A 24,385-nucleotide genomic window follows, 5' to 3' on the forward strand; every position below is an offset into this window, starting at 1 on the left:
TGCGTGAAAGCCTGTGTACAGCTTTATCAGCGGCGCAAAACTTCCTATCTGGGGATGGTGAGCAAGGCCGACCGTCCCGATACCCCCGATGCCAAGGAGCGCTTCAACGAGGACGCCGCGACAGCGGCGGTCAAGGGTGCCGGCGCGCCCGATATCGAAGCCGGCGTGGCCGCGATCCGCAATGTCGTGAAGACGCTGCCCAAGCGGCCTGGCGTCTATCGCATGCTCGATGCGCGCGGCGATGTGCTTTATGTCGGGAAGGCGCGGGCGCTGGCCAACCGCGTGATCAACTATACGCAGGTGGCCAACCTGTCGAAGCGGTTGCAGCGGATGGTCGCGCAGACGCGGTCGATGACGATCGTCACCACCGAAACCGAAGCCGAGGCGCTGCTGCTCGAAGCGCAGCTGATCAAGCGGTTTCGCCCGCCATATAACGTGCTGCTGCGCGACGATAAGAGTTTCCCCTTCATCCTGCTTCGCGAGGACCATGACTTTCCGCAGGTGCGGCTGCATCGCGGCGCGCGGCGGACAAAAGGGCAGTATTACGGCCCGTTCGCGAGCGCGGGATCGGTCAGGAATACGCTCAATGCGCTCCAGAAACTGTTCCTGCTGCGCAGTTGTTCGGACGGCTTCTTTCGTGGCCGCGACCGGCCGTGCCTGCTCTACCAGATCAAGCGCTGTTCGGCGCCGTGCGTGGGGCGGATTTCCGAAGAGGAATACGCCGAAAGCGTGGCCGATGCGAAGCTGTTCCTGTCGGGCAAGTCGACAGGCGTGCAGGCCAAGCTGGGCAAGCAGATGGCCGCGGCTGCCGAGCTGCAGGATTACGAACTGGCAGCGGTATACCGTGACCGGCTTCGCGCGCTGACCTATATCCAGGGATCGCAGACCATCCATGCCGAGGGACTGGGCGATGCGGACGTCTTTGCGCTCGCCGACAAGGCGGGGCAGGTGTGCGTGCAGGCCTTTTTCATCCGCGGCGGGCAGAATTGGGGGCACCGGTCGTTCTTTCCGAAGGGCGTGGAGGGGCTGCCGCTCGAAGACGTGCTGACCGATTTCATCATGCAATTTTACGAAGACGTGCCGCCGCCGCGCCGTGTGCTGGTCGATCGCGACCTGCCCGAAGGTGATCTGGTGGCGGAAGCGTTGACCGAACGTGCAGAACGCAAGATCGAAGTGTCGCGGCCGCATCGCGGACCGCGGCGTAAGCTCATGGAGCAAGCGAGCCGCAACGCGGTCGAAGCGCTTGAACGGCGGATGGCCGAAAGCACGACGCAGGCCAGGTTGCTCCGCGAGCTCGCCGATGCCTTCGAACTTTCCGATCCGCCCGAGCGCATCGAAGTATACGACAACAGCCACATCATGGGGACCAACGCGGTCGGCGCGATGATCGTCGCGGGGCCCGAGGGCTTTCGCAAGAACAACTACCGCAAGTTCAATATCAAGTCGGCGCAGACCGATGACGATTTCGGGATGATGAAGGAAGTGCTGACGCGGCGCTTTGCGCGACTGGCGAAAGAGGATCCTGATCGGTCCAAGGGCGACTGGCCCGATCTTGTCCTGATCGATGGCGGCAAGGGGCAGCTCAATGCCGCGCTCGAAATCATGGAAGAGGCAGGCGTCGAGGACGTGCCCGTGGTGGGCGTGGCGAAGGGCCCGCACCATGGCCGCGAAGGTCGCGAGGTCTTTCATCTTCCCGGCGGGCGCGAGATGACCCTGAAGCCCAACTCGCCCTTGCTCTTCTACCTGCAGCGATTGCGCGACGAGGCGCACCGCTTCGCCATCGGATCGCACCGTCAGAAGCGCGCCAAGAGTTTCACGGGTTCGACGCTGGACGAGGTGCCGGGTGTCGGGCCGACGCGCAAGCGGTCGCTGCTGATGCACTTCGGTACGGCCAAGGCAGTCAAGTCCGCGGCGCTGGATGATCTTGAGAGGGCGCCGGGAATCTCCAAGGCAATTGCTCGCCAGATCCACGACTATTTCCATCCGCGCGGCTGATGCGCAGCGTTCTTCAGGGTATCGTCGTCGGCCTGCGTGCGCACGGCGAACATGGCGCTATCGTCCGCATGATGAGCGACGAGCAGGGGCTGGTCGCGGCTTATGTCCGCGGTGCGCGGGGGCGGCGACTGGGGCCGGTGCTGGTTCCCGGCAATGTCGTGCAGGCAGCACTTTCGGCGCGCAACGATACGCAGCTGCCGCAAGGCGCGATCGAGCTCGAACATAGCCGCGGTCCGCTTTTCTCCGAGCCCTTGCCTGCAGCTGCCATCGCGTGGGCATGTGCGCTGACGGCTACCGCGCTGCCCGAAGGCCAACCCTATCCGCGTGTGCATGGCGCGCTGACAGGACTGCTAGATGCGATCGAGGCGGCGCCCTCGGCAGCAGGCTGGGGCGCAGCGCTGGTGCGGTTCGAACTGCTGTTGCTGGCCGAGATGGGGTTTGGCCTCGATTTGACCGAATGTGCACTAACGGGGACATCGCACGATTTGGTCGCGGTCAGCCCGAAATCAGGGCGCGCCGTATCTGCCGAAGCGGCGGCGCCGTACAAGGGTCAATTATTGACGCTCCCGGATTTTCTACGAACGGGCGAAGCCAAGGCATTCTGGTCCGACATCCTTGAAGGAATGGCACTTTCCGGCCATTTCCTGAAGCGCGATTTGCTGGTCGAACGGTCGGCTATCATCCTCGATGCCCGCGAACGGCTGATGGACCGCTTGCGCGGTGCCGCCGGTGTCGCCTAGGCCAGGCTTATGAGCGATCGTGTCGCAACAATGGGGATGCTGTTCCCGCATAGCGCCAAGACCGGCGACATCACCGTGCGCGTTTCGGTGAGCTATCTTGCCGAGCAATCTGCGCCTGCGGACGATCGCTGGTTCTGGAGCTATCACATCCGGATCGAGAATGGCGGCGACATGGCGGTCCAGCTGATGGCGCGGCGCTGGCTCATCATCGACGGACGCGGCAACGCGTCCGAGGTTGTCGGCGAAGGCGTGGTTGGCGATATGCCGGTCATCGCGCCGGGCGACAGCTACGATTATGTCTCGGGCTGCCCGCTATCGACTCCGAACGGAACGATGGAAGGCGCCTACCAGATGGTCGGTGAGGACGGCGCGGGCTTCGAGATCGAAATCCCCAAATTCCCGCTCCAGGGCCCTGCCGTCTAGCGACCGACCGGATAGTAATCGAGCCCCGCGCGCTCGGCTTCTTCGCGCTCGTAGACGTTGCGCAGGTCGACCAACGCCTTACCGCGCATCAACCCTTTCATCCGGCTGAGGTCGAGCCCGCGGAAGCTATCCCACTCGGTGCAGATCACCAGCGCATCGGCGTCGTCGGCGACGTCGTATGGCTGCTCCACATAGCGTATATCCTCGTGCAGGATCTTTCTGGCTTCCTCCATGCCAACAGGGTCGAACGCGTGCACTTCGGCCCCGCCCTCGATCAGCCCGGCGACGAGCGGGATCGACGGCGCTTCGCGCATGTCGTCGGTATTGGGTTTGAAGGTGAGGCCGAGCAGGCCGATCTTCTTGCCCTTGAGATCGCCGCCGAGCGCCTTGGCGACGCGGCCCGCCATCGCTTCCTTGCGGTCGTCGTTAAACTTGACAACGGTCGAGACGATATTGCTGTCGACGCCGAAATCCTGCGCGGTCTTGAGCAGCGCCAACGTGTCCTTGGGGAAGCAGCTGCCGCCATAGCCGGGACCGGGGTGAAGGAATTTAGGACCGATGCGACCATCGAGACCGATGCCGCGTGCCAATTCCTGAACGTCCGCGCCCACCGCTTCGCAAATGTCGGCCATCTCGTTGATGAAACTGATCTTGGTCGCGAGAAAGGCATTGGCGGCATATTTAGTGAGTTCGGCGGTGCGGCGACTGGTGAATAGCATCGGCGCCTTGTTGAGGAAGAGCGGGCGGTAGATTTCGGTCAGCACTTCGCGGGCCCAATCGTCTTCGGCGCCGACCAGGATGCGATCGGGGTGCTTGAAATCGACAATCGCCGCGCCTTCGCGGAGGAACTCCGGATTGGACGCCACGACGGTGCCTTCGGGCGCATTTTCCTCTTCGAGGATCTTCGCGATCTCGTCGCCGGTACCCACCGGCACGGTTGATTTCGTCACGATGACGGCCTTGTCCTTCATCGTCTGCGCGATCTCGCGCACGGCGGCGTAGACATAGGTGAGATCGGCATGGCCATCACCGCGTCGCGAGGGCGTGCCGACCGCGATGAATATCGCCTGCGCGCCCGGCAACGCTTCTTCCAGATTGCCGGTGAAAGACAGGCGACCATCGGCGACATTCTGTTTGACGAGGCGTTCGAGCCCCGGCTCCCAGATCGGCATTTCGCCCGCGTGGAGCATGTCGAGCTTCTTCTGGTCCTTGTCGACGCAGGTCACATCATGGCCGAAATCGGCAAAACACGCCCCAGAAACGAGGCCTACATAGCCGGTGCCGATCACCACGATCTTCATCGATTTTTCTCCTGAATCGTCAAGAAGCGACAGAGCAGCCGCCATTTGGCGCCCCATGTAGTCGCGATTGGTGAGGAACGCTAGGGGGCGGCCCGACGGGCGACGTCAGCCTTGCAGCTAACGGAGGTTGTTGCCGCAAAACACCGCGCCTCGAAATGTAGCTAAGGATTAAATATCATGGTTGCCTTGCCGATACTTGCAGTGCTTATTCGGATCATCCATTACGGATGAAACATGCTCGGGATCAGGTAACCGCACGAATGGTGTGGTGGATCGGGGGCGCTCGGGACCGCTTTCACCCGCCGGACGAACGGTAGTTGCGTATGCGTACGCGTTCGGGGGCGTGGTGATTAGTAGTGCGGGGATTTTGGTGACCGTCAGAGGTGGGTTTTCTGAACGCTGGGTTCGCCTTTTTGGCGAAGCGGGTCTGGTGGGCTTGGCGCACCTGGCATGGCGCGGCGCGTTCATGCTTCTCTTCATTATTTTTGCCCGGGGTCTGGGCGCCGAAGCGATCGCAACGGCCAAAGTTGCAGCGGCCGCGTCCGTCCTGGCGCCCAACAGGCGCGGCAATCGTGTCGTCGCGAGGCGTCACCAATGCGCCAGCAGGCTGAGAGGGTATATACGCCGCGCGCGTTCTCCATAGAGGGCGGCGATGCGCCTGGCGCCGGGAAAGGCGGACGCCAGCAGTCCTGCATGCGATAGCAGGTTGGCACCCCCGCGATGATCGAGATCTTGCGCCATCAGGCGGACAATCATGTCGATCGCCTCCGGCTCAGGAGGTTCGACGCCTTCGATCGGCGCATCCGCAAAGCGCTGGGCAACAAGGCCGAGCAACGCATCGCTGCCACGGCGCAAGCTGCCGGTCATGGCGTGGTAAGCCGGCCAATCGATCGCGTGGTGCCGGGTGAGCCAGGCGATATCGGGCAGCGTGATCGGTCCGTTGTCGAACCGATGATCGTATGCGGCGTGGACGACCAGGTGTAACAGTTGGTGTTCGGGCGACGGGACGCGCACGCTCTGGCCTGCAACCTCGATCATCGGGCAGCTCGTCAGGAATTCGTCGCGGGGCGATGGGTCTTCCTCCACTGCGTCGTGGAAAAGCCTGGCATGTATCTCGATTTGCGTTTCGCCACCCGGAGCAAGCAGCAGCGGGAGTTGGTGATCCGTTTCGAGCAGTATTTCCGGATCGCCCGGGGTCACCGCCTGATAGCCCGCAGCAAGTAGAACGTGATGGGCCCGCAGCGCGTCGGCTGGACGCACCCATAAATCGATATCCCGCATTGGCCGGAGCCCTGGCTGCGGATAGGCCGTGAAGGCGAGCGCGGCGCCTTTCAGTGCGACGGCGTCGACACCCTCTTCATGGAAGAGTCCGATCGCGGTTACGAGGTCGCGCTGGTGGAGCAGGGCTTCGACTGTGCTCGCCCGCGCACAGTCGCGCCAACCCTTCGCAATGTCGGTGGGGATCGGCAGCTTCGCCTGTTCGACCGCGGCATAAAACAGATACGGGCGGAGACGATGCTGCTGTGCGCGCGCATCGATATTGCGCCAATCTTCATCGGACAAGGCCGTCACGCGATCGGCAAGACCGGCTGGCGCACCGGCGGGCGCGACGAGGTCGATCAGCAAGTTTTCCAATGTCGGCATATGCCTCCGAAACTTCCTTCATCGCCGATACAGGCCTTGCCGTGAAACAGGCAAAGCAATAACGCAACCTAGGCTTGGGCCGCGCGTTTCGCGCATGGGGACCCAGAGGAACTCAATGGTTTTGAAATTGCTACGAGGCGCCAAGGCGAAAGGGACGGCGAGCCTGCCCGACGGCATGCGCGTCTATGCTATCGGCGACATTCACGGCTGCGACAAGCAATTGAAGAAATTGCTCAAGGCAATCCGCAAGGATCTGGAAGGCTATGACGGTGAAAGCCGCCTCGTATTCCTGGGCGACTATGTCGACCGCGGGCCCGACAGCAAGGGGGTGATCGAGCGGCTGGTGTCAAAAAAGCTGCCCGGCGATAAACAGCACTTCCTGCTGGGCAACCACGAAGAAGCCATGATGAAGGTCATGGACGGCACGTCAAAGCGCGCCAACGACTGGCTCAGCTTTGGCGGACGTCAGATGATGGAAAGCTATGGCGTCGGCAAAAAGGAGCTGTACGAGGCGGGCGGCGATGTCGGAGCGCTGCTGCGCGAGGTCATGCCCAAATCGCACCGCAAATTCTTCGAGAAGCTCAAGCTCAAGAAGCAGATCGGCGATTATCTGTTCGTCCACGCCGGAATTCGCCCCGGCGTCCCGATCGAGGAACAGGAACAAGCCGACCTCGTCTGGATCCGTGACCGTTTCCTCAAATCGGACCGCGATCACGGGGTGGTCGTCGTGCATGGCCATACGATTTCGGAAAAGCCGCAGAACAAGGCCAATCGGATCGGCGTCGACACCGGCTGCTATGCCACCGGCCAGCTGACTGCCGTGCGCCTGCAAGGCAGCGAAAGGGCCTTCATCACCGTCTAGGCGAGCGCCTGCTCGATCATGTTCATCGATTCATGATGGGTAAGGTCGAGATGCAACGGCGTCACCGCAATATAGCCGTCGGCAACCGTTTCCAGGTCGGTGCGATGGCCCGGCGTGGTCACCACATCGCCGCCGCCAAACCAATAATATTTGAAGCCGCGCGGGTCCTTTCGTTCCACCACTTCGAGCCGCGTGTAATCGCGGTAGCCTTGCGGAACGACCCGCGTGCCGGCGACGTTGTCGGCAGGAAGCGCGGGGAAATTGATGTTGATGAGCTGTCGCTGTTTGGGAAGCGCGCTCATCAGCTTTTGCAGTAGGGCAGGGGCGAGCGCTTCGGCTGCGTCGAACCAATCATGCTCGGCCTCGCGGTCGATGACCTGGCTCAGCGCGATCGAGGGAACGCCTGCCAGCGCGCCCTCCATAGCTGCCGATACAGTCCCCGAATACGTCACGTCTTCGCCAAGATTGGCGCCGCGATTGACGCCCGACAGGATGAGATCGGGCCAGTCGCCCTTCATCAGATGGCCGAGCGCGAGCATCACGCTGTCGGTCGGCGTGCCCGCGACCGCGTAACGCTTTTCGTCATGTTTGCGGATGCGCATCGGGCTGTGCAGCGTCAGGCTGTGCCCGGCACCCGATTGTTCTTCGGCCGGTGCAACCACCCAGATGTCGTCGGACAGGGTTTGCGCGATTCGTTCGAGCACGGCGAATCCGGGGGCATGGATGCCATCGTCATTGGTGAGGAGGATTTTCATGACGCCGTTATGCACTTTATCTGTGGACAGTTCCATGACGGCGAGTGACGCTTTTCTGCGACAAAAAGGATGGCATCCACGCAACAGTTCACAAAAAGCCAATCTCGGTTGCGCTCAGCGCTTGTTAATCATTGCAGGTATAGCTACAGGCGCACTCACAAATCGGCTTCGCTGGTGTAAGTCCCTGCAAGTCGGTGAAAATTTCGCCTTCGGGCCGCTCACGGGGGAATGCTGGCGGTCGCGGGACTAGGTGTGATCTGGGAGGGAACATTGGCAACTGCACTCAACGGCCTAAAGGGCAACGAGAAGTTTGACGCGATCGTCCTCGAAGACGGCTACCGTCCGAGCGATGACGAAGAGTTCATGAACCCCATGCAGCAAGCCTATTTTCTGAAGAAATTGAAGGACTGGAAGGAAAGCGTGGTCGAAGAAAGCCGCGCCACCATGGCTCAGCTCCAGAACGACAGCCTGCGCGAACCCGACCTTGCCGACCGCGCGTCGAGCGAGACCGATTGGAGCCTCGAGCTGCGTACGCGTGATCGCCAGCGCAAGCTCATCGCCAAGATCGATAGCGCCATCCGCCGCCTCTACGACGGGGAATATGGCTATTGCGAAGTGACGGGCGATCCCATCGCGCTGCAGCGCCTGGAAGCGCGTCCGATCGCGACGATGACGATCGAAGCGCAGGAAAAGCACGAGCGCACGGAACGTGTTAGCCGCGACGAGCGCACCGACTAATCACTTAACGCAATCTGCAAAGAAAAAGGCCGGCGCCCGATGGGCTGCCGGCCTTTTCTTTTGGCTGAAAACGGGTGGGCGCTAGTGGCCTACCATCTCATCTTTCAATGCCAATTTTTGCTTTTTGAGCCTGTGGAGCAGGTCCTCGTCGGGGTGCGGCCGGATCTCTTCGGCCTCGATGCGCGCATGGAGCGCTTTATGCTTGCTTGCTAGTGCCTCGACGTGGGCTTGTTCCATCAAATCCTCCTTAAGCTCGGTTGATGACGCAATCATTGAACCATCATTTTTTTCATTTGTCGCCCTCCCGACTCGGAAAATCGACGAAAAAAGCGTTCCGCTTGGCGTGAATCATTCCGGTGGCTACGGTGGATGGTGCATGAACGACGACGATCCCGAACAGCTTCTCGCCGCGCTCAAGGTCGAGCATCGCCGCCTCGATGAGGAGATCGACCGCATGCGTGAGAGCGGGCAGGCCGACCAGATAGAGTTGGCCCGATTGAAAAAACGCAAGCTGGTGCTCAAGGACCAGATCGCCGCGATCGAAGACGATATCCACCCCGACATCATCGCCTGAGCGTCCGTCCCGTTTTGGGACGCTTAACGTGTAACGCGCCCTCCGATATTCCGGCGCGGCGGGTTTTGCGCTTATATGGGCGCCATGGAAGATTCGCCCAACAACGAAGGCCGTATCACGCCGCGTCTGATCGATCAGTTCTACACTGAGGCGATGCTGCTCGCTGACGAAGCGCGCGCATATTTCGACGAGGAAGGGCGCGACGATCGCCAGACGCTCGAGCCCTTCGCCCGCGTCGGTTTCGCGTGCGAGAGCCTGAAGGTGACCACCCGCGTGATGCATATCGTCGCATGGCTGCTGACACAGCGCGCCATCGAAAGCGGTGAGCTTACCCAGATCGAAGGGCAGCGCCCCGAGCGTCGTTTGGGCAAGGCGAACGAGAGTGATCCCAAGGTAGTCGGGATTCTGCCCGAAAAGGCGCAAACGCTCATCCGCCAGTCGAGCGAACTCTACGAGCGCGTGAAATGGTTCGATGAAGGTCAAGTTAGCGACGTGCCGGCACAAAGCCCGGCGCGCGCATTGATGGGCCGCCTTGAACGCGACCTGTTCGGCGGCGAATAGCCGCGCTAATACCGCTCCATGAACGAATGGAGCTTCCATCCCGGGCCGGCAATTTTCGGTGGCAGCGATGCCGCCGCGCGGATTGCCGATGTTCTGCCGCAGGCTGGGCCTTGCTTGTTCGTCACCGACAAGGGCGTCACCTCGTTAGGCCTCGCCGATCGTTGGATTTCAGCACTCGAAGACAAGGGACATCGCCTGGTCATCTTCGATGCGGTCGAGGAGGATCCATCGAAGACCACCTTGCTTGCCGCCGTCGAGGCGGGAAAAGAAGCGGGGGTCACCAAGGTCGTTGGCTTTGGTGGCGGCAGTCCGATGGATGTCGCCAAGCTGGCGGCCTATCTGATTGGCTCGGGCGACGATGTCGACGGCATCTGGGGCGTCGAACAGGCAACGGGTGAGGGGTTGCCGCTGGCGCTCGTGCCGACGACAGCCGGGACCGGCTCGGAAGCGACTCCGGTCGCCGTGATCACCTGCGAGGGCGATGAAAAGCGCGGCGTCAATGCGCGCGCGCTGGTCGCGACATGGACGGCGCTCGACCCCGAACTCACCATCGGCAAGCCGCGCGCGCTGACGGCGGCGACGGGGATCGACGCGATGGTGCATGCGATCGAAGCCTACACGACGGCGCACAAGAAGAACCCGGTGAGCGATCTTTACGCGCGTGAGGCGCTGAAGCTCCTTAGCGAGAACCTGCTATTGGCCTGCGAAGAGCCAGAGAATCGCGCGGCACGTAGTGCCATGTTGCTTGGCGCACATTATGCGGGGATCGCCTTTGCCAACGCGCCATGCGCGGGGGTTCATGCGCTGGCCTATCCGCTGGGTGGCGTCCATCACCTTCCGCACGGGCTTTCCAATGCGCTGATGCTGCGCCCGGTCCTCGAGCATAACCGCGCGGCGGCCAATGAACTCTATGCCGAACTGGCACCCATCCTATGCCCCGACTGTGAGGGCGAGGGGAGCCAGTCGCGGACCGCGCGTCTGATCGAGCGGCTCGGAGAAATGGTCGTCGCCTCAGGGCTGAGACCGCGGCTACGCGACCATGGTATCGCTAAAGAGGACATCCCGATGCTGGCGCGCGAAGCGATGAAACAGCAGCGGCTGCTGGTGAACAATCCGTGTCCGATCGAGGAAGACGACGCAGCACGGCTTTATGAGGCGGCGTGGTGAGCAAGCGCCCGATCCCGCGGCCGCGTGATGCCTATCGTCGTTTCTCGACGATCAGCCTGCGATGGGCCGACAACGATGCCTACGGACACGTCAACAATGTCGTCTATTACGCGTGGTTCGACACGGCGGTGAACGAAATGCTGGTCGAGCGTGGGTTGCTCGACATCAGCGCGGGCGATCCGATCGGACTGGTGGTGGAAACAGGCTGTCGATATTTCGCCGCTTTATCCTACCCGGGGGCGGTAGAAGTGGGGCTCAGGATCGCGAAGCTGGGCAACAGTTCGGTCACCTTCGAGCTTGGCATTTTCCGGCCGGGCGAAGCAGCGCCGGTGGCTGAGGGTCACTTCACCCATGTCTATGTCGCGCGCGATGATCGACGGCCGACGACCTTGCCTGACAGCTGGCGAAATGAATTGGAAATTCTGGCCTAGCCGCAGACCGCGGCCCTTGCAGCGGCATATTCCTCGGCCAATCGTGCGACCAGGTCGCCGGCACCCACGATTTCCTTGATCGCGCCGATGCCCTGTCCCGAACCCCAGATATCCTTCCACGCCTTGGCACCGTCGAAGTTCATTGCGCTGGGATCGGCTTCGGGGAGATTGTCGGGGTCCATCCCTGCACGCGCGATCGGCCCTTTGAGATAGTTGCCGTAAATCCCGGTGAAGAGCGACGACCCGACGATATCGTCGGCGCCGGACTTGACGATTTCGTCCTTATATTCGTCGACCGCGCGGGCCTCGTGCGTGGCGATGAAGGGCGAGCCGATATAAGCAAGATCGGCGCCCATCGCCTCGGCAGCGAGCACCGCGCCGCCATTGGCGATCGAGCCCGACAGCGCCAGCGGGCCATCGAAATATTCGCGGATTTCCTGAATCAGCGCGAAGGGTGAATATTTGCCGGCATGGCCGCCAGCACCCGCCGCGACAGCGATGAGGCCGTCGGCGCCCTTTTCCAGCGCCTTGTTGGCGAAGCGGTTGTTGATGATGTCGTGCATCGTGATGCCGCCCCAGCCGTGGACGGCATCGTTGAGTTCGGGGCGCGCGCCGAGCGAGGTGATCACGATCGGCACCTTATATTTTTCGCAGGTCACGAGGTCCTCTTCCCACCGCACATTGGTGGGATGGACGATCTGATTGACCGCGAAGGGCGCAGCGGGATTGTCCGGGTTTTCCTGGTTATGCTTGTCGAGCGTCTCGGTGATCTCGGCGAGCCATTCGTCGAGCTGGCTCGCCGGGCGCGCATTGAGCGCGGGAAAGCTGCCGACAATCCCGGCCTTGCATTGCGCGATCACCAGCGCTGGGTGCGAAATGATGAAGAGCGGCGCGCCAATCACGGGAATGCGCAAATTCTGAAGGATGGGCGGCAGGCTCATTAGAAATTCCTATTGGGCGGCTAGCGACGCGAGTGCGACACCGAGGGGTTTGATTCGAGATGACGTTGATTCAACCTGACCGCGATTGCGAGCAGGATCAAGCAGGCGATAGGGCCGCCAGCGCTTTGCAGTATTCCTGGAAACATCGTGAAGCCAACCGAAGTGGGTAGCATTGCCCTTTGCAAGCGACTTAGCTGCTCGTACCGGCGGGACCAAAGCAGCAATGCCGCGCCGCTGACAATGACGAAATCATATATGTAAAGATAAGGCGGAATGAGAAGCAGGCTGGCGGAGAGCGACACAACACGAGCTGCGTCATCGCTGTGCCGGTCGTGCCAGAGCGACAAGGTGATAAACGCGGCTACGATCGCGACAATTGCATGAATAGCAATAGCGATAGGCTTATTTGTGAACGGATACAGCACGTTAAAGAAATTCTGGAAGCGTGTACGCATTATGCCCGCATCGACGACTGCCGCCGCATCGCCCAACTCTTCGTACCACGCTGCCCATGAATCCGGTCCCAGGAGGATAGTCGTTAGGGCGACGAGAAGGCCGGTCAGCAGGCTTGCCCAACCGAGCGCTGTCCATCTGCGTCTTATGAGCAAAACTAGAGGTACCAGAGTACCTAGCGTTGGCTTTACGGTCGCTGCTGCGAGCATGGTCCCGGCGAGCCGCGGTCGAGCTTCTATGAAAGCAATTCCAAGCAAAAGTGCTGAAGAAAACAGCATGCCGTGCTGGACCCACCATAGCGAATATAGGACGCCGCCCCCCGCAAACAGTCCAGCCAAGGCCAGTCGCCAGTTGCGGGTCACCACTGTCAGTGTGCCGAACCACGCGGCAATCGACGCTACAAGATGGATTTTCTCAACGACCCTGTAAGGAAGCGCGGACAGCCATTCCATTACGAGAAGATGATGCGGCGGGTAGAAGTAGAATAGTAGCCGTGGACGGTATCCGAACGTCTCGTCCATATGATCGGCTAGTCGCGCCTGATCATAACCGATCGCAGTGCCCTCGGTGCGGGCGAGATCGCCGGCGGCCCAGTGTCCAATCAGATCATGGGCGCAATTGCGCTCACCGCAATAAATCCATCGGTCGGCCAGGAACGCGTAGATTAGAATACCCAAGGTCAATAGGCTCAGCGCTGACCAAGGTGCATAGAAGCCCCACGTGCGCTTGCAACCGATCGAATTCATCATGAGCAGTTCGCGACCCGGAATAATTGGTTATCAACGCTTGATCACATCTTCCCCCGTTCGTCCACTCGTCGAAAGAAACGTTGCTCTCGGCGATTGGTCGTCTAGCGTGTTGCCGACCTAATACGCGGGGGAGTGCGCTCATATGCTTAAGATCGACGGTCTCAGCCATATTTATCCGAACGGCACCAAGGCATTGACCAAGGTAGATCTGGACATTCCCAAGGGCATGTACGGGCTGCTGGGGCCAAACGGGGCGGGTAAGTCGACGCTGATGCGCATCATCGCGACGCTGCAGACCCCGACCGAGGGTTCGGTGCAGTTCGGCGAGATCGACATACTGGCCGAGCCCGACGCGCTGCGCCGCCGTCTTGGCTATCTGCCCCAGGATTTCGGCGTTTATCCGCGCGTTTCGGCCTACCAGATGCTCGACCACATGGCCGTCCTCAAAGGCATCACCAATGGCGGTGAGCGCAAGTCCGTGGTGGAAACGCTGCTCCACCAGACCAACCTATGGGCCGTACGGAGCAAGTCCATCGCCGGGTTTTCGGGCGGCATGCGCCAGCGCTTCGGCATTGCGCAGGCGCTGATCGGCGATCCCGACCTGATCATTGTCGATGAACCGACCGCGGGCCTCGATCCCGAAGAGCGTAACCGCTTCCTCAACCTGCTCGCCGGCATTGGCGATGAGAAGGTCGTCATCCTGTCGACCCATATCGTCGACGATGTCGCCGACCTGTGCCCGCTGATGGCGGTACTCGCCAACGGACGCGTGCAGCTTCAGGGCAAGCCGCAGGACCTCATCGCATCGACGCGCGGCAAGGTTTGGAAGAAGGCGGTCGACCATGACGCGGTCGAGCCCCTGCGCGAAAGCCACGAAGTCATCTCGACCCGCCTGTTTGCAGGCAAGACCATCGTCCACGTGCTCGCCGACAGCGCGCCTGCCGGGTTCGAGCCGGTCGAAGGCGGGCTTGAGGATGTCTATTTCGCGACGCTCGCAGAAGTACGCCGCGCGGCCTAACGGGGGACCAAGTTCATGATCGGCAAGATCGCCAGTTTCGAGCTCAAGTACCAGCTTAAGAACCCCGTCTTCTGGGTCGGGGTATTTATATTCTTCCTGCTGGGTTTCGGTCTCACCGCGTCGGACAATGTCCAGATCGGCACGCCGGGGGTCACCAAGGAGAACGGTGCCTTCCCAATCATGATCCTGCAGTCGATCAGCACGGTCTTTTACCTGTTCATCCTGACGGCGTTCGTGGCCAATGCGATCGTACGCGACGATAGTTCGGGGTTTGCGCCGATGCTGCGCGCCACCCCGGTAACCAAAGCGCAGATGGTCTTTGGCCGCTTCATCGGCAGCTATGCCGTGGCGGTGCTGGGGTTCCTGGCGGTGCCGCTTGGTCTGTTTATCGGTACGCTGATGCCCTGGGTCGACCCTGAACTGATCGGCCCCCAGGTCTTCAGCTATTATGCCTGGCCATTCCTGATCCTCGTGATCCCCAATCTGTTTTTCGCCAGCGCCCTGCTATTCTCGGTCTCCACGGTGACTCGCTCGCTGATGTGGAGTTATGTCGCCGTCATCCTGCTCGTGATGGCGTACCTTGCCTTCCAGAACATCTTCCAGGGCGATCCGGAGCAGGAGGCGATCTTCGCGCGCTTCGATCCGTTCGGTGTGGGCGCGGTGTCGCTGGAGACCCGCTATTGGAGCGGCGCCGAATATAACAGCAAGCTGATCGAGCTTGGCGGTATCTTGCTGAGCAACCGTATTCTCATTCTCGTTGCAGGCGCAGTGCTGCTGGGGCTTGCTTATTGGCGCTATTCCAATGCCGAACGCGCACCGTCGAAGCGCAAGCTGCGCAAGCTCGAAAAGCGCAAGCTGAAGGATGCGAAACTGGCAGCGGTCCCGCCGACGCTCGGCGGTGAGAAGATCAGCGCCAAGAATGGCGACATCTCCGCGTGGAGCCAATTTGTCGCCCGCCTCAAGGTCGAATTGCAACAGATGTTGCGCAGCCCCGGCGTGCCCATCCTCATCGTGCTGGCGCTTGGCTTCACCGCTACCGAATTGTGGGGCGGTGCAGGCGGCGGCGGTTATGGCAATGACAGCTATCCTACCGTTGCGGCGACGATCCAGTCGGTACGCAACAACTTTTCCATCTTCATCCTGATCATCGCGGCTTTCTACGGCGGCGAACTAGTGTGGCGCGAACGCGAGCGAAAATTGAACGAGATCGTCGACAGCGCGCCCGTCCCGGCTTGGGCAATGACGATCCCCAAGGTGATTGCCATTTTCCTCCTGCTCGTAGCCGTGAATGCCACTGGCATGGTGATCGGCCTGCTCTACCAGGCGAGTGCGGGTATGCCAGCGCTTGGCATCGGCAAATATGTCACCTGGTTCATCATTCCGAGCGCAATCGATGGCTTGCTCATCGCCGTGCTGGCGGTGGCAATCCAGGTCCTTAGCCCGAACAAGTTTTTCGGCTGGGGCGCGATCCTCGCCTGGTTCCTGTTGACGATTTTCTTGTCGAACCTGGGCTATTCGAACCCGCTCTACACCTATGCGGCGGGACCGTCTGTGCCGATGAGCGACCTCGTCGATCCGGCGCCCTTCTTCCTCGGGGCGTACACGCTGCAAACCTATTGGCTGCTGGGCGCTGCGTTGCTCGTGCTGATTGCGCATTTGCTCTGGCCGCGCGGGGGTGACCTGGGACTGCATTCGCGCATCGCCCGCGTCCGGCGCAATGGCATCGGAACGGTGCCGGCAATTGTCGGCGCGGTGCTGCTCGCGGGAATGGTCGGGGTGGGCGCCTATGCGCACTACAACATCAAGGAACTCAACACCTATCGCACCAGCGACGAGCAGGAAGAGCGACTTGCCGAGTATGAGCGTCGCTACCTCCAGTACGAAGAGCTCAAGCAGCCCGCGATCAAGGACGTGAAGTTCGATGTTGAACTCCATCCTGCTGAGCGGCGTTTGCTGGTCGACGGGCGCTACCTGCTGCGCAACGAGCATGACGAAGCGATCGACACCCTCCACGTGCGCCAGCAATCGGAGGACGGCGAATTCCTCAGTCTAAACGTCGCGGGTGCGACCCTCGACGAGCATGACGAGGACTTTGGTTACCGCATCTATCGCTTCGACACGCCGCTCCAACCAGGCGAAGAAGTCGAGCTGACATTCGAGAGCCGCGTCTGGTATCGCGGGTTTCGCGCCGGTGCGCCTGCCACCGGCATCACGCCGGACAAGACGTTCGTGAACAACAGCCTGTTCGCGCCGGCCATCGGCATGGACCGTTCGGGCCTGTTGCAGGATCGCACGGCGCGCCGTCGCCAAGACCTGCCCGACGAGCTGCGTCCGTACACGCTCGAAGACCCGCGTGGGGTCGAGCAGAATTATGTCGGCGCCGACTGGGTGACGAGCGAGGTCACGCTGACCACCGCGGCTGACCAGATCCCGATCGCGCCGGGCGAAAAAGTATCGGATGTAACCAATGGCGATCGGCGCACGGCGGTATTCCGCGCCTCCAGTCCGATCCTCAATTTCTTCTCGATCCAGTCAGGTGATTATGAAGTCGCCACGCGCCAGCTGCGCGACATCACGCTCGAGGTCTATTATGAAAAAGGCCATGAGTGGAACGTGCCGCGGATGCTCGATGCGATGGAGACGAGCCTCAACTATTTCGAAGAGAATTTCGGGCCCTACCAGTTCGACTATGCCCGCATCATAGAATTCCCCTACGCCAGCTTCGCGCAGGCCTTTGCCGGCACGATGCCCTATTCTGAGAATATCGGCTTCCGTCAGAAGATCGATGGCGATCCCGACGCGGTCGACTTCGTCACCTACGTGATCGCGCACGAGCTGGCACACCAATATTGGGCGCACCAGGCATTGGGCGGGCTGCAACAGGGCTCGACCATGACGACAGAGACGCTCGCCAGCTATTCGGCGATCATGGTGATGAAGGAGCAGGTTGGCGAAGACCAGCTGCGGCGCTTCCTCAAATATGAACTCGATGGCTATTTGCGCGGCCGCAAGGGCGAAATCATCGAGGAACTGCCGCTCGTGCGGGTCGAGAACCAGGCATATATTCACTATCGCAAGGGCGCGATGGCCTTCTTCCTGCTGGCCGAGCGGCTGGGCGAGGACCGGGTCAACGCGGCGCTTGCGCGCTATGTCGATCGCTGGAAGTTCAAGGGCCCGCCTTATCCGCAATCGCTTGACATCGTGAACGAGATCAAGGCGGAGGCGCGGACGCCCGAAGAGCGCGCGCTGGTTGAAGACCTGCTCGAGAAGATCGTGCTGTTCGACTACAAGGTCGCCAAGTCCGAAACGGTCGAGCAGAACGGCGAATGGGTGACCACGATCACCGTCGAAGCCGCCAAGTACGAAGCCGACGGTCAGGGGGTCGAAACCGAGGTGCCGCTGACCGCGCCGGTCAAGATCGGCCTGTTCAGCTCGCGTCCCGGCTTCGGTGCTTTCGACAGCGAGGACGTCATTGCGATGGATGAGCGTACGATCGAAGACGGGACAACGGTCATCACGCTGCGCTCGAGCGAACGCCCGGCCTATGTCGGGATCGATCCGTACAATTATTATATCGACCGTAATTCGGATGATAACGTGCAGCCGTCCACGTTCGGGTGACGGTTGCCTGTTGCCGCAGGGTTGATAGTGCAATAAGGCCTCTTCCCGAGCGGGGAGGGGCACTTTTGCTGCCTGCCCAAGATACTGATTTCATTCGGGTAACGACATGATCAAGACATTGGCCGTGTTCGGCACGCGGCCCGAGGCCATCAAGATGGCGCCGGTGGTGCAACAGCTTGCCGCCGACCCGCGCTTCGACAGCCGCATCTGCGTCACCGCGCAGCACCGCGAAATGCTCGACCAGGTGCTCGGGCTGTTCGCGCTGACGCCCGATCACGATCTCGACCTGATGAAGCCGGGGCAGGACCTCACCGACATCACCTCGAACGTGCTCCTGGGCTTGCGCGGCGTGCTCGAGGCGGAAAAGCCCGACGTCGTTTTGGTGCATGGCGACACGACCACGACGATGGCGGCTTCGCTGGCGGCATTTTATGCCAAGATCCCGGTGGCGCATGTCGAAGCGGGCCTTCGCACGGGCAACCGCTATTCACCGTGGCCCGAGGAGATCAATCGCAAGGTCGCGGGCGCGGTGACGAGCATCCATTTCGCACCGACCGAGCGAGCGCAGCAGAACCTGCTCGTCGAAGCCGTGCCCGCCGACGAGATTCTCGTGACTGGCAACACGGTGATCGATGCGCTGCTCGACGTGGTGGCGCGGATCGAAGGCGACGCGGCGCTGGCGAGCAAGCTGGCGCAAGCGGTCCCGACCGATCCTGACCGCAAGACCATCCTCGTCACCGGGCACCGCCGCGAAAATTTTGGCGGCGGGTTCGAACGCATCTGCACGGCGCTGGGCAAACTGGCCGAGCGGGACGATGTCGAGATCGTCTATCCCGTGCATCTCAATCCTAACGTGAAGGAGCCGGTCGAGCAAACGCTGGGCGGGCGCGGGAACGTGCGTCTCATCGCGCCGCTCGATTACCTGCCGTTCGTGGACCTGATGCGCCGCTCGTACTTGGTGCTAACCGATAGCGGCGGGGTGCAAGAAGAAGCGCCCTCGCTGGGCAAGCCGGTGCTTGTCATGCGCGACACGACCGAACGGCCAGAGGCAGTCGATGCCGGTACGGTCAAGCTGGTCGGCACCGACGATGCCGCCATCGTGCGCGAAGCGGCCGAGCTGCTCGACGACGAGGCGGCCTATGCGCGCATGAGCCGTGCGCACAATCCCTATGGTGACGGAAAGGCGTCGGCGCGTATCGCCGATCATCTTGCCGCGAAACTCGCCTAAAGCGCTGGAATCTGTAAGGACGTTTGCATGAAAACGGTTTCGGTCATCGGTCTTGGCTATATCGGGCTTCCCACCGCGGCGATGTTCGCCTCGCGCAAGGTGAAGGTGATCGGCGTCGACGTGAACGAGGAGACGGTCGCGACGATCAACGAGGGCCGCGTCCATATCGTCGAACCCGATCTCGATATCGTCGTCCACAGCGTGGTCGAAAGCGGGCATCTCGTCGCCACCACGACGCCGCAGCCCGCCGACGCGTTCCTGGTCGCGGTGCCGACCCCGTTCAAGGGCGATCACGAACCCGATTTGGGCTTCATCGAAAAAGCCTCCAAGGCCATCGCACCTGTGCTGAAGACGGGTGACCTTGTTGTGCTTGAATCGACCTCGCCAGTGGGGGCGACCGAGCAAATGGCCGCCTGGCTTGCCGAAGCACGGTCCGACCTCAGCTTTCCGCAGGATGCGGGCGAGAAAAGCGATATCCGCATCGCCCACTGCCCGGAACGCGTTCTTCCTGGCAAAGTGATGCAGGAGCTGATCCACAACGATCGCGTGATCGGCGGAATGACGCCGCGGTGCAGCAAGGAGGCCGCCGCGCTCTACAAGATTTTCGTTACCGGCGACTGCGTCATCACCAATGCGCGCACCGCCGAAATGGCCAAGCTGACCGAAAACAGCTTTCGCGACGTCAACATCGCCTTTGCCAACGAATTGTCGGTGATTTGTGACAAGCTCGACATCGACGTGTGGGAGCTGATCGCGCTCGCCAACCGCCATCCGCGCGTCAACATCCTCCAGCCGGGCCCGGGCGTCGGCGGCCACTGCATCGCGGTCGATCCGTGGTTTATCGTCTCCAGGACGCCCGAAGAAGCGCGTCTCATCCGGACCGCGCGCGAAGTGAATGACGACAAGCCGGCATGGGTGTTGGACAAGGTCGATGCGGCGGTCGCTGAAACGAAGAAGTCCAGTGCCGAGGTTTCGATTGCGATTTATGGCCTCGCGTTCAAGGCGGACATCGATGATCTGCGCGAAAGCCCCGCGCTGTTGATCGCCAGGCAGCTGGCCAAGAAATACTCGAGCCTGCGGGTCTTCGAACCGCATATCGATAGCCTCCCGGACGGGCTCGAGGACGCGAAGCTGGTCGATGCGGCCGGTGCGGCGCAGGCCGATATCCATCTCGTGCTGGTCGACCACCAGGCAATCAAGAAGCTGCATTTCGACGGCATCGTCATCGATACGCGCGGCGTGGTAGCGGGCTGATGAACCAGGCGCTCCCGATCCACCGCAGCGTTGCCGCCACGCGGCCGCGCTATGCCGATCGGATAGCGGGCTTCTTCATTCCGCTGTGCCTGTTTGTCGAACCTGCCAACTTTTTCATGCTGACGACGGCGGATTTCTACGAAGTCGATCGTTTCGCAGTGCCGATTTCGCTGGTCCTGTCGCCTTTCTTTCTGCTGTTCGTGTTCAACAGCCGCTTCCACCAATATTTCCGCGGCGGGATGTTCCTGTTCCTGGTCGTGATCTTCTGTCTCTATTGCCTCGTAATGGGGGCGCTGAACGCCGTGATGCGAAGTCCGGATGCTATCCTGTTCGCCTATCAATGGATCATACCGTTCGTCTGGATCCCCTATTTTCTCACGATCATGGGGACCGAGCGTTTCAAGACATTCATGCGCTGGTTCCTCATCGGCGTGATCGCGAATATCGGCTGGTATGGGGCATCCACCATCATCGAGTTCGTTGCCTATGGCGGGCTGGGCGATGCGGGGCGCATGTCGCAGAACCGCATCCTGCCGGGCCAATACCAGATCGCCGTCTACGTCCCGACCGCAATCTCCTTCGCGATGTCGCTGCTCAACGCGATGTTCTTCTCCAAGGAACTCAAGATCAGTCGCAAATTCTTGCTGATGATCAACGGCGGGGCGCTAATCGTTCTCCTGGCGTTGGCGTCGCGTGAAGGACTGCTGACTTATCTGCTGTCGACCATCCTGCTTTTTGCTGCGCGCAGCCCTTACCTGAGAGCAGCGCTCTTCTTTGGCGGCTTCATCGCGGGTGCAATGCTGATCATCAACCTGAACGCGATCTTCGAGGCCTTTGCGGCATCGGATTTCCGTATGCTCAACAAGATTGCCTCGCTCCAGAACGAGGGCGCCCAATTCGGCGGGCGCGACATGATGATCCGCGAGTCCATCAAGGTCTTCTTCTGGGATCCGCTGTTCGGATCGGGCTTCCTGCCGCCCAATGTCAGCGTGTTCGGTGACGGCATTTTGGCGCCGTCGGCGCACAACATGTATGTCGACGCATTTGTCTGGTGCGGCCTGTTTGGCGGGCTGGCGTTTCTCGCGATTAGCGCTCGTCTGGTTTACGGTTCGGTCATGATGATCGTGTCGCAGCGGCTCAAGCAAGACCATCTCTACCTCAGCTTGTTCGGTGTCGTTCTGATGGTCTTCATGGTGGTGTCCAATAATCTGAACGTGCCGATGCGTCAGCCGATCATTAGTCCGCTGATCGGACTGATGATCGCTGCGGTGATCTACCAGGCCATGCTGCGGCGCAAAGCGCGTCGATGAGGTTCAAGGTGGATCGCCAGGTCTTCGCGCTGGCGGCTGCGGGGGCATTGCCGCTTGCGGTATCGCTGGTGATGACCCCGTTCCTCGCGCGCAGCTTGAGCGACGAGGGGCTGGAGATGGCGGGCGCCATTCTCGTCGCGCATGCTTTCTTCGGCATATTCGACATGTTCCGGCCGAGCCTGACCCGCGAGCTGGTGCACATCGAGGGGCCGGTCAGCCTGAAGTCGCTGACGCGCAAAAGCCTTATCGTCGCGATCGGCGCTTCTCTTCTGATTGCCGCGATATCGTCTGTAGCGCTCCCGCAATTCGGTGTCGCGTTCGCGATCAGTCTTGGCTTGTCGCTGTTCTTCTTCCTGATGACGGGGCCATTCTGGGCGCGCCTCGAGGCTGTGCTGCGTTCGGGCCACGCCTACCTAATCCGCAGCCTGGCGATCGCCATGATCTTCGTCGGGCTCGTCGTCGTACCCTTGACGATCGGCGAGCAATACCTGCCGTGGGTGCTGCTTGCCGGGAACGCAATGTCATTTGCGCTGATGCTGCTGGTGGCGCTGCCGTTCGTTTCGATCGAAGGCAAGCCTGTCCATGTGTCGACGCAGGAGATTGCGCTGGTATTCGGCCAGAACCTGGTGCGCTCGGCAGGCGACTTCGCCGACCGCATTGCCGCGCTCACCTTTCTCGGCACCGATGCGTCGGGCAAATATAACATCGTTGCCGATCTACCCGTGAAATCGGGGGTCATATCGCAATTGGCGAGCTATTATTTCTATCCGCGTATCTGCAAGGACGATACCTATCTTGGGCGCTACATGGCCACCGGGATGATCATTTCCTTTGCGATCCTCTCTGCATCGATTTTCTTCTGGGTCTTCGGCGAGTGGCTCTACGTTCTTTATTTCGGCGAGCGTTTCCAATCGCTCTTCCCGGTCTTCTGCTTCCTCGTCGCGGCAGTGGGGGTTAACACGCTACATTTCTACCTGCAGTCATTCATGCGCTCGCGTAAGCGGAACACCGAACTGTTCCTCTCCTTCCTCTTGCCCTCGATCCTCGGCATCGGGGTCTACTTTGTCGGCGCGGTGGATATCCTGACGATTTTGCTGGGTATCTTCCTGTTCCGGACGTCGAACGTCCTGCTGATCTTTTTCTCGGTGGCTGCAGGCGGGAAGCAATTCCTCAATTACCTCGTCAACTACGTGCTTGGCAGCATGTTGATGGCCTATTTCTACCTGCAGGTTGATCCTGCTCTATTCTAGCTTGCGAGACGACGCTCCATGAGCCTGGCATTTTTCCTCAAAGAGAAAGCGGACAAGCTGCCATATGCAGTGGGCGCGCTGCTGGCCAAGGTACCGTACGGTATGCGCCCGCCGCTGCGCAGCAGCTTCCAGCGCGCAAATCGGGAGATGGCGCTGGTCGAGCGCCTGTCCCAAGAAGGGCGCCGCCAATTCGTCTTCGATCGCGTCAAGGCAGTCGCCTGCCATGCGGTTCGCAACGTCGAATTTTATCGCCAGTTCTACGGCGATTATGGGGTCGACCCGCATCGCATGGGCGACTTTGCCGATATCGACATGCTGCCGATCGTCGACAAGGCGATTATGCAGGACGTTCCGATGGAAGATCGCTCGGCGACCGTGGCGAGCCGCAGCAAGGTCAACACGGGCGGGTCTTCGGGCAAACCGCTCAGCTTCTATATCGAACCCAGCGCGATGGGCCACGAATGGGCACACATGCTTTCGCTCTGGAAGCGGATCGGTTTCACAACCGACCAGCCCAAGATCGTTTTTTCGGGCCTGTACCGCGAAGGCGAACTGGTGTCATACGACAGTGTCCGGCACAGCTTCCTGCTCAACATTGCATCCGACTGGCAGGATCTCGCCGACGCCATCCTCGCCGACAAGCGCGCCCGCCAATGCCGGTTCCTGCACGGCTACCCAAGCGCGATGTTTGACTTCGTGCTGTGGCTCGAGAAGACGGGCCACCCGCTGATCGACACGTTCCGGAAGAATATCCAGGGCATCATGCTGAGCAGCGAATACCCGGTGCCCCACCTGCGTGCTGCCGTGGAGGAAGCGCTGGAGGCCAAATCGGTGTCGTGGTACGGGCATACCGAGCGCGCCGTACTCGCGGGGGAGCGGACCGAGGCTTATAATTTCGAGCCGCTGCTCAGCTATGGCTTTGCCGAAGCAGTGGAAATCGATGGCGCGCACCAGTTGATTGGCACCAGCTATTACAACTTCGCCTCGCCGCTTATTCGCTACAATACCGAGGATACGGTGCTGCCGACCTTCGAGGGCGGACTGCTTTCTTCCTTCCGCATCGACGGGGGTCGCAAGGGAGACTTCATCCTCGACGCGCAGAATAACAAGATCTTCCTCACCGCGATCATTTTCGGTCGGCACCACGCCTTGTTCGACCATGTCAGCCATGTGCAGGTCCGGCAGGAACAGGCAGGCAAGGCAACGATCGTCTATTCGACGCACGAGGATCTGGCACCGGCAGATGCAGCGCAGATGTTTGACGCGAAGGCGATCGACGTCCACTTCGATTTTGAGCGGCGCGAGCGGCCCTATCGCACCAAGCTGGGCAAGGTGCCGTTGCTCGTTTCTTCGCGGCTTGTAGACTGAGG

Annotated in this window: 22 protein-coding genes; 16 read left to right on the forward strand and 6 right to left on the reverse strand. The window is 61.0% G+C overall.

Annotated features, from left to right (window positions below):
• Nucleotides 1-54 precede the first annotated feature (54 nt).
• From uvrC to apaG, 3 genes are read left to right on the forward strand one after another with little or no spacing between them, the layout of a single operon-like run.
• A complete protein-coding gene (gene uvrC / locus NUX07_RS05470) occupies nt 55-1,995 on the forward strand; it encodes an excinuclease ABC subunit UvrC (protein WP_265530756.1) in 1,941 nt (646 codons plus the stop codon).
• Nucleotides 1,995-2,735, forward strand: coding sequence for a DNA repair protein RecO (gene recO / locus NUX07_RS05475; RefSeq protein ID WP_265529447.1), 741 nt, complete (start codon nt 1,995-1,997; stop codon nt 2,733-2,735). The genes uvrC and recO overlap by 1 nt, the downstream gene beginning before the upstream one ends.
• A gap of 30 nt (nt 2,736-2,765) precedes the next feature.
• Entirely contained in the window at nt 2,766-3,158 is a 393-nt protein-coding gene (gene apaG, locus NUX07_RS05480; protein ID WP_265530757.1) for a Co2+/Mg2+ efflux protein ApaG, read from the forward strand.
• Here the strand turns inward: apaG and NUX07_RS05485 are convergent.
• Together NUX07_RS05485 and NUX07_RS05490 are read right to left on the reverse strand one after the other, a co-directional pair.
• Entirely contained in the window at nt 3,155-4,459 is a 1,305-nt protein-coding gene (locus NUX07_RS05485) for a UDP-glucose dehydrogenase family protein (protein ID WP_265529449.1), read from the reverse strand. The genes apaG and NUX07_RS05485 overlap by 4 nt on opposite strands.
• 588 nt (nt 4,460-5,047) lie before the next feature.
• The gene (locus tag NUX07_RS05490; RefSeq protein WP_265529450.1) at nt 5,048-6,103 is read right to left on the reverse strand and encodes a nucleotidyltransferase domain-containing protein; all 1,056 of its coding nucleotides are present in this window, start codon (nt 6,101-6,103) and stop codon (nt 5,048-5,050) included.
• Between the two features lie 121 nt (nt 6,104-6,224).
• Between NUX07_RS05490 and NUX07_RS05495 the strand changes: the two genes are divergently transcribed.
• Complete coding sequence (locus NUX07_RS05495) at nt 6,225-6,965, forward strand: metallophosphoesterase family protein (protein WP_265529452.1); 741 nt, start codon at nt 6,225-6,227, stop codon at nt 6,963-6,965.
• Here the strand turns inward: NUX07_RS05495 and surE are convergent.
• Nucleotides 6,962-7,720 (reverse strand): 5'/3'-nucleotidase SurE, encoded by a 759-nt coding sequence (gene surE / locus NUX07_RS05500; protein ID WP_265529454.1) that lies wholly within the window; start codon nt 7,718-7,720, stop codon nt 6,962-6,964. The two genes, NUX07_RS05495 and surE, sit on opposite strands and share 4 nt — an antisense overlap.
• A 270-nt stretch (nt 7,721-7,990) precedes the next feature.
• Here surE and dksA point away from each other — a divergent pair, with 270 nt between their 5' ends.
• Entirely contained in the window at nt 7,991-8,458 is a 468-nt protein-coding gene (gene dksA, locus NUX07_RS05505) for an RNA polymerase-binding protein DksA (RefSeq protein WP_265529456.1), read from the forward strand.
• 81 nt (nt 8,459-8,539) lie between these two features.
• Here the strand turns inward: dksA and NUX07_RS05510 are convergent, their stop codons facing one another.
• The gene (locus tag NUX07_RS05510) at nt 8,540-8,695 is read right to left on the reverse strand and encodes a YdcH family protein (protein WP_265529458.1); all 156 of its coding nucleotides are present in this window, start codon (nt 8,693-8,695) and stop codon (nt 8,540-8,542) included.
• A 139-nt stretch (nt 8,696-8,834) separates the two neighbouring features.
• Between NUX07_RS05510 and NUX07_RS05515 the strand changes: the two genes are divergently transcribed.
• From NUX07_RS05515 to NUX07_RS05530, 4 genes are all read left to right on the forward strand, one after another.
• On the forward strand, nt 8,835-9,032 hold the full coding sequence (locus NUX07_RS05515; protein WP_265529459.1) for a YdcH family protein: 198 nt from the start codon (nt 8,835-8,837) through the stop codon (nt 9,030-9,032).
• Nucleotides 9,033-9,116: 84 nt separating this feature from the next.
• Nucleotides 9,117-9,593, forward strand: coding sequence for a DUF1465 family protein (locus NUX07_RS05520; protein ID WP_265529460.1), 477 nt, complete (start codon nt 9,117-9,119; stop codon nt 9,591-9,593).
• Between the two features lie 18 nt (nt 9,594-9,611).
• On the forward strand, nt 9,612-10,760 hold the full coding sequence (locus NUX07_RS05525) for an iron-containing alcohol dehydrogenase (protein WP_265529462.1): 1,149 nt from the start codon (nt 9,612-9,614) through the stop codon (nt 10,758-10,760).
• On the forward strand, nt 10,757-11,191 hold the full coding sequence (locus NUX07_RS05530; RefSeq protein ID WP_265529464.1) for an acyl-CoA thioesterase: 435 nt from the start codon (nt 10,757-10,759) through the stop codon (nt 11,189-11,191). The genes NUX07_RS05525 and NUX07_RS05530 overlap by 4 nt, the downstream gene beginning before the upstream one ends.
• Here the strand turns inward: NUX07_RS05530 and NUX07_RS05535 are convergent.
• Nucleotides 11,188-12,132: an NAD(P)H-dependent flavin oxidoreductase gene (locus tag NUX07_RS05535; RefSeq protein ID WP_265529466.1), complete on the reverse strand. Its 945-nt coding sequence runs from the start codon at nt 12,130-12,132 to the stop codon at nt 11,188-11,190. The two genes, NUX07_RS05530 and NUX07_RS05535, sit on opposite strands and share 4 nt — an antisense overlap.
• Nucleotides 12,133-12,152: 20 nt before the next feature.
• On the reverse strand, nt 12,153-13,334 hold the full coding sequence (locus NUX07_RS05540) for a glycosyltransferase family 87 protein (protein ID WP_265529467.1): 1,182 nt from the start codon (nt 13,332-13,334) through the stop codon (nt 12,153-12,155).
• 142 nt (nt 13,335-13,476) lie between these two features.
• Here NUX07_RS05540 and NUX07_RS05545 point away from each other — a divergent pair, with 142 nt between their 5' ends.
• From NUX07_RS05545 to NUX07_RS05575, 7 genes are all read left to right on the forward strand, one after another.
• Nucleotides 13,477-14,352: an ABC transporter ATP-binding protein gene (locus NUX07_RS05545; protein ID WP_265529470.1), complete on the forward strand. Its 876-nt coding sequence runs from the start codon at nt 13,477-13,479 to the stop codon at nt 14,350-14,352.
• A 15-nt stretch (nt 14,353-14,367) separates the two neighbouring features.
• Nucleotides 14,368-17,973 carry an ABC transporter permease/M1 family aminopeptidase gene (locus tag NUX07_RS05550; protein WP_265529472.1) on the forward strand — a complete coding sequence of 1,202 codons (3,606 nt, stop codon included), beginning with the start codon at nt 14,368-14,370 and terminating at the stop codon, nt 17,971-17,973.
• A gap of 106 nt (nt 17,974-18,079) precedes the next feature.
• Complete coding sequence (gene wecB, locus NUX07_RS05555) at nt 18,080-19,201, forward strand: non-hydrolyzing UDP-N-acetylglucosamine 2-epimerase (RefSeq protein WP_265529474.1); 1,122 nt, start codon at nt 18,080-18,082, stop codon at nt 19,199-19,201.
• A gap of 27 nt (nt 19,202-19,228) precedes the next feature.
• Nucleotides 19,229-20,455 (forward strand): UDP-N-acetyl-D-mannosamine dehydrogenase, encoded by a 1,227-nt coding sequence (wecC, locus tag NUX07_RS05560; protein ID WP_265529477.1) that lies wholly within the window; start codon nt 19,229-19,231, stop codon nt 20,453-20,455.
• On the forward strand, nt 20,455-21,765 hold the full coding sequence (locus NUX07_RS05565) for an O-antigen ligase family protein (RefSeq protein WP_265529479.1): 1,311 nt from the start codon (nt 20,455-20,457) through the stop codon (nt 21,763-21,765). Before wecC ends, NUX07_RS05565 begins: the two co-directional genes overlap by 1 nt.
• A complete protein-coding gene (locus NUX07_RS05570) occupies nt 21,762-23,015 on the forward strand; it encodes a lipopolysaccharide biosynthesis protein (RefSeq protein ID WP_265529481.1) in 1,254 nt (417 codons plus the stop codon). The genes NUX07_RS05565 and NUX07_RS05570 overlap by 4 nt, the downstream gene beginning before the upstream one ends.
• Nucleotides 23,016-23,033: 18 nt before the next feature.
• Nucleotides 23,034-24,383 carry a phenylacetate--CoA ligase family protein gene (locus tag NUX07_RS05575; RefSeq protein ID WP_265529483.1) on the forward strand — a complete coding sequence of 450 codons (1,350 nt, stop codon included), beginning with the start codon at nt 23,034-23,036 and terminating at the stop codon, nt 24,381-24,383.
• The last annotated feature ends 2 nt before the right edge of the window (nt 24,384-24,385 follow it).

The organism is Sphingomicrobium marinum, assembly GCF_026157105.1.
GTDB lineage: Bacteria > Pseudomonadota > Alphaproteobacteria > Sphingomonadales > Sphingomonadaceae > Sphingomicrobium > Sphingomicrobium marinum.